11 protein-coding genes are annotated in these 10,069 nt (G+C 63.2%); 9 read left to right on the forward strand and 2 right to left on the reverse strand.

Going from position 1 to position 10,069, the window contains the following annotated elements; translation table 11 throughout:
* Window positions 1-3 precede the first annotated feature (3 nt).
* The 3 genes from WH87_RS16615 (at window position 4) to WH87_RS16625 (ending at window position 2,358) form a co-directional block, all read left to right on the forward strand.
* Complete coding sequence (locus WH87_RS16615) at window positions 4-411, forward strand: DUF2000 family protein (protein ID WP_046140451.1); 408 nt, start codon at window positions 4-6, stop codon at window positions 409-411.
* Window positions 412-477: 66 nt separating this feature from the next.
* A complete protein-coding gene (locus tag WH87_RS16620; protein WP_046140450.1) occupies window positions 478-1,131 on the forward strand; it encodes a glutathione S-transferase family protein in 654 nt (217 codons plus the stop codon).
* Between the two features lie 105 nt (window positions 1,132-1,236).
* Complete coding sequence (locus tag WH87_RS16625) at window positions 1,237-2,358, forward strand: hypothetical protein (protein ID WP_052726618.1); 1,122 nt, start codon at window positions 1,237-1,239, stop codon at window positions 2,356-2,358.
* 71 nt (window positions 2,359-2,429) lie between these two features.
* Here the strand turns inward: WH87_RS16625 and WH87_RS16630 are convergent, their stop codons facing one another.
* Window positions 2,430-2,849: a helix-turn-helix domain-containing protein gene (locus tag WH87_RS16630; protein ID WP_046140449.1), complete on the reverse strand. Its 420-nt coding sequence runs from the start codon at window positions 2,847-2,849 to the stop codon at window positions 2,430-2,432.
* A 69-nt stretch (window positions 2,850-2,918) separates the two neighbouring features.
* On the opposite strand from WH87_RS16630, the gene WH87_RS16635 reads away from it, so the two are divergent.
* The 6 genes from WH87_RS16635 (at window position 2,919) to uvrB (ending at window position 9,463) form a co-directional block, all read left to right on the forward strand.
* A complete protein-coding gene (locus WH87_RS16635) occupies window positions 2,919-4,142 on the forward strand; it encodes an MFS transporter (protein ID WP_046140448.1) in 1,224 nt (407 codons plus the stop codon).
* A 31-nt stretch (window positions 4,143-4,173) separates the two neighbouring features.
* Window positions 4,174-4,530, forward strand: a complete 357-nt coding sequence (locus WH87_RS16640) for an ArsR/SmtB family transcription factor (protein ID WP_046140447.1) — start codon at window positions 4,174-4,176, stop codon at window positions 4,528-4,530.
* A 2-nt stretch (window positions 4,531-4,532) separates the two neighbouring features.
* The gene (gene arsB / locus WH87_RS16645) at window positions 4,533-5,579 is read left to right on the forward strand and encodes an ACR3 family arsenite efflux transporter (RefSeq protein ID WP_046140628.1); all 1,047 of its coding nucleotides are present in this window, start codon (window positions 4,533-4,535) and stop codon (window positions 5,577-5,579) included.
* Complete coding sequence (gene arsC, locus WH87_RS16650; protein ID WP_046140446.1) at window positions 5,576-5,995, forward strand: arsenate reductase (glutaredoxin); 420 nt, start codon at window positions 5,576-5,578, stop codon at window positions 5,993-5,995. The genes arsB and arsC overlap by 4 nt, the downstream gene beginning before the upstream one ends.
* Window positions 5,955-6,704, forward strand: coding sequence for an arsenical resistance protein ArsH (gene arsH, locus WH87_RS16655; protein ID WP_046140445.1), 750 nt, complete (start codon window positions 5,955-5,957; stop codon window positions 6,702-6,704). Before arsC ends, arsH begins: the two co-directional genes overlap by 41 nt.
* Window positions 6,705-6,841: 137 nt before the next feature.
* The gene (gene uvrB / locus WH87_RS16660; protein WP_052726617.1) at window positions 6,842-9,463 is read left to right on the forward strand and encodes an excinuclease ABC subunit UvrB; all 2,622 of its coding nucleotides are present in this window, start codon (window positions 6,842-6,844) and stop codon (window positions 9,461-9,463) included.
* Between the two features lie 191 nt (window positions 9,464-9,654).
* On the opposite strand, the gene WH87_RS16665 is transcribed toward uvrB, so the two are convergent.
* Window positions 9,655-10,069: endonuclease domain-containing protein (locus WH87_RS16665; RefSeq protein ID WP_342667188.1), on the reverse strand; the 415-nt coding region annotated here is incomplete at its 5' end.

Genomic DNA, 10,069 nt, shown 5'->3' on the forward strand with positions numbered 1-10,069 from the left:
CCCATGTTCGATACCAAGATTGCCTTTGTTCTGCGTAATGATCTCGCCGTCTGGCAGACCCTCAATGTCACGGCGTTTCTCGCCACCGGCATTGCGGCGCAGACGCCCGACCTCGTCGGTGAACCCTATGTCGATCGCGCTGGCAACACATTCAATGCCTTGTCGCGCCAGCCCATGATTGTGCTGGCAGCCGATCAGGACACCCTGCGCACCATCCACCGACGCGCGCTGGATCGGGGTGTCGTCGCCTCCGCCTATGTCGAAGATATGTTCGCCACCGGCCATGACGAAGCCAACCGCGCGGTCTTCGTGCAATATGGCCCTGACGACGCCCCGCTAGTGGGCATTGCCCTGCGCGCCGACAAGAAGCTCGTCGACAAGATCACCAAGGGCGCCAAAATGCATCCCTGACCGCCTGTCGAATTGGCGCTCCTCCGCTCGTCATAGTACCATGATGCAACGCGAGGAGTGCCGCCCATGTCTCCAACCATTACCGCCTTTGCCAAATCCCCTGATGGTGGAAAGGGGCTCGCGCGGGACATGCGCGTGCGCTGGGCACTCGAAGAAATCGGCCAGCCCTATGATGTGCGGCTCGTCACCTTCCCCGAGCTGAAGCAACCGGAACACCGCGCCCGCCACCCTTTCGGTCAGATCCCCACCTTCGAGGACAACGGCCTCACCCTGTTCGAGTCCGGCAGCATTATCCTCCATCTCGCCGAAACCCATAAGGGCCTGCTGCCCCAGAATGCCGATGCAAGGGCCCGCGCCATTTCCTGGATGTTCGCCTCGGTCAGCACGGTCGAGCCGCCCATTCTCGAGCTGCAGACCGCCCGGTTTGCCGAGGGCGACAAGCCGTGGACGCCCGAGCGTCTCCCGCTGATTTTCGATCGCATCCGCCAGCGCCTCGGCGAACTGGCCACCCACCTCGGCGATGCCGACTGGCTCGATGACGCGTTCAGCGCGGGTGACCTGATGATGGTCCACGTCCTGCTCCGCGTCGCACCCTCCGGCCTGCTCAACGAATTCCCGACCCTGCTGGCCTACACCACCCGCGCCCAGTCCCGCCCCGCCTACCAACGCGCCTTCGCCGCTCAGCTTGCCGTGGCAACGGCGCAATATTCGCCCACATAACGCAGCGCGCCTTCTGCAAGCTTCTAGCGGCGCTGCCGTGCCTGGCATAAATCTGGCTGCGGTCGCCCTTCTGGCGGACCAGATTTCAAATTCTTGGGGGCAAGAATGACCGATATCGCTACACCACCCATTCCGGCGGGTTCCAGCTGGAATGAGCGCCTGAAACTGCGTCTTTCTACCATCGTCTGGTTCTTGCTGGCCGTCGGGTTCCTGCTCGCCCTGCCGGTTATTCTCGATGTTTCATGGCTCTTGGTGCTGGCCCTGGCCGTGCTCGCACTCATCCTTGCGCTGCCGGCCACATGGATCGTACGGTCGCGGTTCAAGCGTCAAAGGCAACAATTGCGCCGCACCAGCTTCGCCAAGGCCTTCGCCGCGCTGCTCTTTGTGCTCAGCATCATCGCCGCCGCGCCGGTCTATTTCTTCGCTCTCTACACCGATCTCCATCCGATGACGGTGCCACAGGCAACGCTGTCCAACGGGTCCAAGACGGTCGTTTTCCAGGGCATGGCCCATATCGGCTCAGAGGGCTTCTACAAGAGCGTTGTCTATGATCTGGAGAGCGCACTGAACGACGGCTACGTGCTCTACTACGAAGGCGTGATGGGCTCCAAGGATGGCGACGAGTGGTTCAACCAGCACCTTGCGGGTGGCGGCGATCTCAACACCAATTACCAGATGCTCAGTGAGGTCTGCGGGCTCAACTTCCAGCTCGACTATTTCGGCCTGCTGACTGCTGATCGCACCTTACATCCCGAGCGCCACATCAGTGCCGACGTCACCACCGCTGACATGATGCATGAATATGACCGTCTGATGCAGTCCGACCCAGTGTTCGCCGCGTCCCAAACGCCCGCGACCACCCAGGCCACCACCGAGCCGACGACAAGCGGTGGCGGCGGCGCCACCACTATGATCGGATGGCTGCAACAGGGTTCGCCGCAGTTGCGCGCGCTTGCGGGAACCGTTTGCCGTGGCTTTATCTCGCTGGAGCTCGGCAAGAAAGCCGCGCCGGAGGAGATGGACAAGGTCATCGTTGACTTCCGCAATCGCAAGCTCGCCGACCGCATCCTCAGCGACACCAACCAGAAGATTTACATCACCTATGGCGCCGGCCACCTTCCCGGCCTGCTCGCCTTGCTTGAGGCAAGCGACGCATCATGGACGATGAAATCGCTCAAATGGCTGCGCCCGGTCGTCGCTCCGGAAGACCTCGACGGCAAGCTCTGACCGCCGATTTTTGAAGGGCCGGGAGGAAGAGTCTTCCGGCCCTTTTGAGCGACCGACCTGTTGCGAACGGCTCAGACCCGATGCTTGGGCCGGAGCGATGCATCGCTTCCCGCCTTGTCTAACAGCGTGCGAAACGTTGGACACTCCATGTGCGATGGGGCACTGCAATCGGCGATATGGCGTAGCGTATCGCGCAGCGCTGCCATCTCCAGAATTTGCCGATCAAGCTCATACGCCTTGTCTCGCAACAGATCGCGCGGCAGCTCCGGTGCGCCGCTCGTGCCAAACATCGTGCCAATCTCGTCCAGCGAGAACCCGGCCATTTTGCCGAGCCCGATCAACTTGAGCTGCACCAGCACATCCGGCTCAAACTGCCGCCGCAAGCCATGCCGCTTCACCGAGCTGATCAGCCCAATCTCTTCGTAATACCGCAGCGCCGAGGGCGACACGCCAGCGCGCTGCGACACCTCGCCAATATCGAGCAATTTCACGCTTGACCTCAAGTTGGCTTGAATTCGTACGGTGCGCCCCAACAGACATTTCGGCAAGGGGTTACACACGTGGCGCAGGCAGTTTCATCGACAGAACGACCATCATCCCGGCGCACCACGCTGACCCTGGCGCTGTCCATGCTGCTGGCCGCCCTCGGCACCAGCATTGCCAACATCGCCCTGCCCACGCTGGTCCAGGCCTTCGATGCGCCCTTCGCGCAGGTGCAGGCCGTGGTCGTCGCTTACCTCGCCGCGCTGACCCTCTCTGCCGTCATCGTCGGACGCCTCGGTGACCTGTTCGGCCTGCGCCTTATGTTCCTTGCCGGCCTTACGCTGTTTGCCGCCGCGTCGCTGCTCTGCGGCATCGCGCCAAATCTGTGGCTGCTGATCGCGGCCCGCGCGCTGCAAGGCTTTGGCGCCGCTTTCCTGATGACCCTAACCATGGCGCTCATGCGCGAGACCGCTGGCGAAAACCAGATGGGCAAAGCCATGGGCCTGCTCGGCACCATGTCGGCGCTCGGCACGGCGCTGGGTCCCTCGCTCGGCGGGCTGATGCTCTCAACGCTGGGTTGGCGCGGCGTGTTTCTGGTGCAGGTGCCGCTGGCGTGCCTGGCCATAGGCCTCGCCATCAAAACCCTGCCCGCCGACCGCCCGCGCCAGAGTGCAGGCACTACCAGCATCTTTGCGCTGCTCACCCGCCAGCTTGTGCCCAGCCTTGCCGTCAACGTCATCGTCGCCGCCGTGATGATGACCACTCTCGTTATCGGCCCCTTCTATCTCGGCATCGGCCTTGCCCTGCCGACCCTGCTCGTCGGCCTCGTCATGTCCGTTGGCCCCGTCATGTCCATCCTTGGCGGTGTCCCGACCGGCTGGGCCGTCGACCGCTGGGGCACCACAAAAGTCCTCGCCAGTGGCCTTGCTCTGCTCACCCTCGGCACCATCCTGCTCGCCACCCTACCCGCCCTGTTCGGCGTCAGCGGCTACATCATGGCCATCGTCGTGCTCACCCCCGGCTACCAGCTATTCCAGTCCGCAAACAACACCGCCGTCCTGGCCGATATTCCTAAGCAATCCCGCGGCACCGTCTCGGGCCTTCTCAGCCTGTCCCGCAATGCTGGCCTGATCCTCGGCGCCTCAGCCATGGGCGCGATATTCGCAAGCGGTGTCGGCACTAGTGAGCTGGCGCAGGCAATGCCATCGGCGATCGCCAGCGGCATGCAGCTCACCTTCGGCGTCGCCGCCGCTCTCATGGTCTTGGCCTGCGTCATCGCCTCGCTGCGGGCGCGCGCTTGACATTCGCTTATATATCCAATTATCTGGATATATGGAATCACAAGACACTATCGCGGTTCTGGCCGCCCTCGCCCAACCCACGAGGCTGGAAACGTTTCGCCTCCTCGTTCGCCACGAGCCCCAGGGCCTGCCTGCTGGTGAGCTGGCCCGGCTGATCGATGTTCCGCAAAACACCATGTCGGCCCACCTTGCCACGCTGTCCCGCGCCGGGCTCATCGAGGGCGAGCGTCACAGCCGGTCCATCATCTATCGCGCCCAGCTCGATACGCTGCGCGACATGGTGCTGTTCCTGCTCAAGGACTGCTGCGGCGGCAATGCCGAGCTTTGCGCGCCCCTGATCGCGGAGCTAACCCCGTGCTGCGCGCCCCAGCCAACCGGCACCGCATAACCATGCCACTTTTTGAACGCTACCTGACCCTGTGGGTCGCCCTCTGCATCGTCGTCGGCGTCACGCTGGGCCATTTCATTCCCGGCGTATTTCAGGCGTTAGGCGCCGCCGAGCTGGCCAATGTCAACATCCCCATGGCCGCGCTCATCTGGCTGATGATCATTCCCATGCTCGTGCGCATCGACTTCGCCAGCCTGGGCATGGTGCGGAGTTACTGGCGCGGCATTGGCATTACCCTGTTCATCAACTGGGCGGTGAAGCCCTTTTCGATGGCGCTGCTGGCGTGGCTGTTCATCGGCTACCTGTTCCGCCCTCTGCTGCCCGAAGTGCAGATCGACTCCTACATAGCCGGGCTGATCATTCTGGCCGCCGCACCCTGCACCGCCATGGTCTTTGTCTGGTCCAACCTGATCAAGGGCGAGCCCCTGTTCACCCTGTCTCAGGTGGCCCTCAACGACGCCATCATGATCGTGGCCTTCGCCCCAATCGTGGCGCTGCTGCTGGGATTGTCGGCCATCACCGTGCCTTGGGATACGCTACTGCTCTCGGTTGGGCTCTACATCATTGTGCCCGTCATCATCGCCCAGCTGCTGCGTCGGCGCTGGCTCGCCAAAGGCGGCGCAGCGGCGATCACGCGCGCCCTCTCGGTGCTTCAGCCCGCCTCCATGCTGGCTTTGATGGCAACGCTGGTGCTGCTGTTCGGCTTTCAGGGCGAGCAGATCATCGCCCAGCCCGGCGTCATTGCCCTGCTGGCCGCGCCCATCCTGATTCAGGTCTATTTCAACTCCGGCCTCGCCTATCTGCTCAATCGCTTCGCCGGTGAGCAACACTGCGTGGCCGGTCCCTCGGCGCTAATCGGCGCATCCAACTTCTTCGAGCTCGCCGTCGCCGCAGCCATCAGCCTGTTTGGCTTCAATTCCGGCGCGGCGCTGGCCACCGTGGTCGGCGTGCTGGTCGAGGTGCCGGTAATGCTGTCGGTGGTGTGGATCGTCAACACATCCCGCCACTGGTACGAGCGCGCCCCCATCACAAAGGCCCCCGCCCCATGAGCATCACCATCTATCACAACCCCAGTTGCGGCACCTCGCGCAACACTCTGGCGATGATCCGGGCCAGCGGCGAAGCACCCGAGGTGATCGACTATCTCACCAATCCGCCAACGCGCGCCAAACTGATCGAGCTGATCGCGGCGGCAGGCCTCACCGTGCGTCAGGCGATCCGCCAGAAGGACACGCCCTATCTCGATCTCGGCCTCGATAACCCGGCCCTCAGCGATGATTCCTTGCTCGACGCCATGCTGGCCGACCCGATCCTGATCAATCGCCCCTTCGTCGTCACCCCCAAAGGCGTGCGGCTGGCGCGGCCATCCGAGCTGGTGCTCGACATCCTGCCCAATCCCGACATCGGCCCCTTCCGCAAGGAAGATGGCGAACTCGTCTCCCCAAAGGTGCCGCATCGTGACTGAATTTGCTGATCTGCCCAATCTCTCCCATGATGCGTTTGCCCGCCCCGATGCGACGCGCCTCTCGCCCCGGCAACCCGATCACAAGCCGCGCATCCTGCTGCTCTACGGTTCGCTGCGCGAACGTTCCTACAGCCGCCTGCTGACGCTCGAAGCCCAGCGCCTGCTCGATGCCATGGGGGCCGAAACCCGCATCTTCCACGCCAACGGCCTGCCCCTGCCCGATGACGCGCCCGACGATCACCCCAAGGTGCAGGAATTGCGCGCGGCCATGCTGTGGTCAGAGGGTCAGGTCTGGACCAGCCCCGAGCGCCATGGCGCGATGAGCGCGGTGCTCAAGGCACAGATCGACTGGATTCCGCTACCCGGCGGCGCCATCCGCCCCACGCAGGGCCGCACGCTGGCCCTGATGCAGGTGTCCGGTGGCTCACAATCCTTCAATGCGCTCAATCAGATGCGCGTGCTGGGCCGCTGGATGCGCATGGTCACCATCCCCAACCAATCCTCTGTCGCCAAGGCGTGGCAGGAGTTCACGCCCGATGGCCGGATGAAGCCCTCGTCCTATTACGAGCGCGTCGTCGACGTTATGGAAGAGCTGGTCAAGTTCACCCTGCTGACGCGGGGCGTAGCCGACCACCTCACCGACCGCTACAGCGAACGCAAGGAAGCCGCCGCGGCCTTCGCCCAACGCACCAATCTCGGCGCCATCTGACCCCCGGCGCCGGTTCCTGACACCACCTGTCAGCAGGGCCGTTCCCTCTCCGTTCGATTGTGGTTACACTGGAAACAGCATTGCATTCGTGCGCCTCGTTCCCCATTTGAGTCGCCTCCCCAGCACACGGTGTTTCCATGGCCGATAAGTCAGCACGTCCCGGCAAGGCCGAGTTCTCCATCGACGATTTCCTCGGCGAGATCGAGAAGGCCGAGGACATGGCGGCTAATAAACCGCTTTATGCCGAGCGCATGAAAAACAAGCGCGCGCTGGATCGTGCCGACCAAAAGGTCGCAGCCGAAGCTGCTGCTGCCGAGGAAGCCGCCGCCAAGGCTCTGGCGCAGGCCGAGAAGAAAAAGACCGCGCTGGAAAAGCGCCGCACCACCAAGTCGAGCAACGACACCGCCACTGGCATGTCGAAGAAGACCAGTAAGACCAAGATCAACCCGGTCGATCGCATCGACTTCGACGGCATGGGCGAAAGCCCGCAGGCCGGTTTTGGTCACGTCCCCTCGAGCAAGGCCAAGACGCCGCAGACCGACGAAGAGATCAACGCCGCGCTGACCGCTGCCACTAAGAAGGCCCGTGCGCGCAAGGGCGAGAGTCTGGAAAACGCCCAGACCGTCGGCATCACCGCCACGGTGAAGGCGCTGGAACAGATCATCCTGCATGGCCGCAAGGAAGTTGAGGGTTCCTCCCCCTGGGTGCCCCATCGCCCCGAGAGCAGCCTCAAGCGCCTCGCCGGCCAGCCTTTCCGCATGGTCACGCCCTATACCCCCGCCGGCGATCAGCCCACGGCGATTGCCGAGCTGGTGGAAGGCGTCAACAATGGTGAAACCGATCAGGTCCTGCTCGGCGTTACGGGCTCGGGCAAGACCTTCACCGCCGCCCAGGTCATCGCCCGCACCAATCGCCCCGCGCTGATCCTGGCGCCCAACAAGACCCTTGCCGCCCAGCTCTATGGCGAGTTCAAGACCTTCTTCCCCGACAATGCGGTCGAATATTTCGTCTCCTACTACGACTACTACCAGCCCGAGGCCTATGTGCCGCGGACCGATACGTATATCGAGAAGGAATCCACCATCAACGAGCAGATCGACCGCATGCGCCACTCGGCGACGCGCGCGATCCTCGAGCGCGATGACGTGATCATTGTCGCCTCGGTGTCCTGCATTTACGGTATCGGCTCGGTGGAAGACTACACCGCCATGACCGTCGACATGCAAAAGGGCCAGAAGATCGACCAGCGCGAGGTCATCGCCAAGCTGGTGGCTCTGCAATACAAGCGCGGCGACACCGGCTTTGTGCGCGGCACCTTCCGGGTGCGCGGCGATACCATCGAGCTGTTCCCCGCCCACTATGAAGCCGCCGCCTGGCGCGTCAGCCTGTTCGGCAACGAGATCGAATCCATTGTCGAATTCGATCCGCTGACCGGCAAAAAGTCTGCCGATCTCACCTTCATTCGCGTCTTCGCCAATTCCCACCACGTGACGCCGCGCACCACGATGAACCAGGCGATCAAGCTGATCCGCTCCGAGCTCACCGCGCGCCTGCAGGAGCTCAACGGCGCCGGCCGCTTCCTTGAAGCCCAGCGGCTGGAACAGCGCACCCTGTTCGATCTGGAAATGATGGAAGCCACCGGCTCCTGCGCCGGCATCGAGAATTACTCCCGCTACTTCTCCGGCCGCCGCCCCGGCGAGCCGCCACCGACGCTGTTCGAATACCTGCCCGATAATGCGCTGGTGTTTGTCGACGAAAGCCACGTCACCATCGGCCAGCTCGGCGCCATGTATCGTGGCGATCTCCGCCGCAAGGCGACCCTGGCCGAATATGGCTTCCGCCTGCCCTCCTGCATGGACAATCGTCCCCTGCGCTTTGAGGAATGGAACGCCATGCGGCCGCAATCGGTCTATGTGTCGGCCACCCCCGGCTCCTGGGAGATGGACCAGACCGGCGGCGTCTTTGCCGAACAGGTCATTCGCCCCACCGGGCTGATCGATCCCCCGGTCGAGATCCGCCCCGCCAAGGCGCAGGTCGATGATGTGGTCGATGAAATCCGCGAGACCAATAAAAAGGGCTACCGGACCCTGCTCACCGTCCTCACCAAGAAGATGGCCGAGGACCTGACCGAATATCTGCACGAACAGGGCATTCGCGTGCGCTACATGCACTCCGATGTGGACACTATCGAGCGCATCGAAATCATCAGGGATCTGCGACTGGGCGCCTTCGACGTGCTGGTGGGCATCAACCTGCTGCGCGAAGGCCTCGACATTCCCGAATGCGGCCTCGTGGCGATTTTGGACGCCGACAAGGAAGGGTTCCTGCGCAGCGAAACCTCGCTGATCCAGACCATTGGCCGCGCCGCGCGTAACGTCGATGGCAAGGTCGTGCTCTATGCCGACAAGATCACCGGCTCCATGGAACGTGCCCTCGCCGAAACCAACCGCCGCCGCGAAAAACAGGTCGCCTATAACGAGGCCAACGGCATCACGCCCCAGTCCGTCCGCTCCAACATTCACGACATTGTCGATAGCGTCTACGAACGCGACCACGTCACCGTGTCGATCGGCAAGGGCAAGGACGGCAAAGAGCAGACCCAGGTCGGCGCCAACCTCGCCGCCGTCATCAAAGACATCGAAGCCCAAATGCGCGAAGCCGCGACGAATCTCGAATTCGAGAAAGCAGCAAGGCTCCGCGACGAGGTCAAGCGACTGCGGGAGATGGAACTGGATACGTTGCAGGGCGAGGTCAGCTAACCCCCACCCAACCTCCCCCTGAAGGGGGAGGAGCCCATGCGGGCCAAACCACCATCCCACCCCAAACTGGATGGTATCCCTCCCCCTACCAGGGGGAGGTTAGGTGGGGGTCCCTCCGCCCCCCGATACAGCCCCTTGCCCACAGCCCGCGCCCAAAACTGGATGACGTCCCTCCCCCTACCAGGGGGAGGCTAGGTGGGGGTCCCTCCGGGTTCACCCAAAATCCCCAGCACCACCGCAAACACCCCCTCCGCATTGCCCAGCACATCAGCATTGCTGCACCGCACCACCCGATAGCCTAATTCGGTGAGAAACGCCGTCCGCCGCGCATCATGGGCCAGTCCCGCCGCATCGAAGTGACTATCGCCATCCACCTCCACCACCAGCTTGCTGCGCTTGCAGACGAAATCCACCACAAACGGCCCAATCGGCGCCTGCCGCCGCCAATGCCACCCACGCTCGCGCCAAGGCTGGATCAACGCCCAGAACCGCCGCTCCGCGACCGTCTGCTCCCGCCGCAACCGCCGGGCAAAACCGACCTTGTCCTCCATGGCGTCCTTTCTATGAAAGTCCCCCACCCAACCTCCCCCTGAACAGGGGGAGGAG

This window comes from Devosia epidermidihirudinis, assembly GCF_000971295.1.
Classification (GTDB): domain Bacteria; phylum Pseudomonadota; class Alphaproteobacteria; order Rhizobiales; family Devosiaceae; genus Devosia; species Devosia epidermidihirudinis.

Coding starts and splice junctions, on each gene's coding strand:
- WH87_RS16615 (WP_046140451.1), top strand. CDS start 4: ATGTTCGATACCAAGATTGCCTTTGTTCTGCGTAATGATCTCGCCGTC.
- WH87_RS16620 (WP_046140450.1), top strand. CDS start 478: ATGTCTCCAACCATTACCGCCTTTGCCAAATCCCCTGATGGTGGAAAG.
- WH87_RS16625 (WP_052726618.1), top strand. CDS start 1,237: ATGACCGATATCGCTACACCACCCATTCCGGCGGGTTCCAGCTGGAAT.
- WH87_RS16640 (WP_046140447.1), top strand. CDS start 4,174: ATGGAATCACAAGACACTATCGCGGTTCTGGCCGCCCTCGCCCAACCC.
- arsB (WP_046140628.1), top strand. CDS start 4,533: ATGCCACTTTTTGAACGCTACCTGACCCTGTGGGTCGCCCTCTGCATC.
- arsC (WP_046140446.1), top strand. CDS start 5,576: ATGAGCATCACCATCTATCACAACCCCAGTTGCGGCACCTCGCGCAAC.
- arsH (WP_046140445.1), top strand. CDS start 5,955: ATGGCGAACTCGTCTCCCCAAAGGTGCCGCATCGTGACTGAATTTGCT.
- uvrB (WP_052726617.1), top strand. CDS start 6,842: ATGGCCGATAAGTCAGCACGTCCCGGCAAGGCCGAGTTCTCCATCGAC.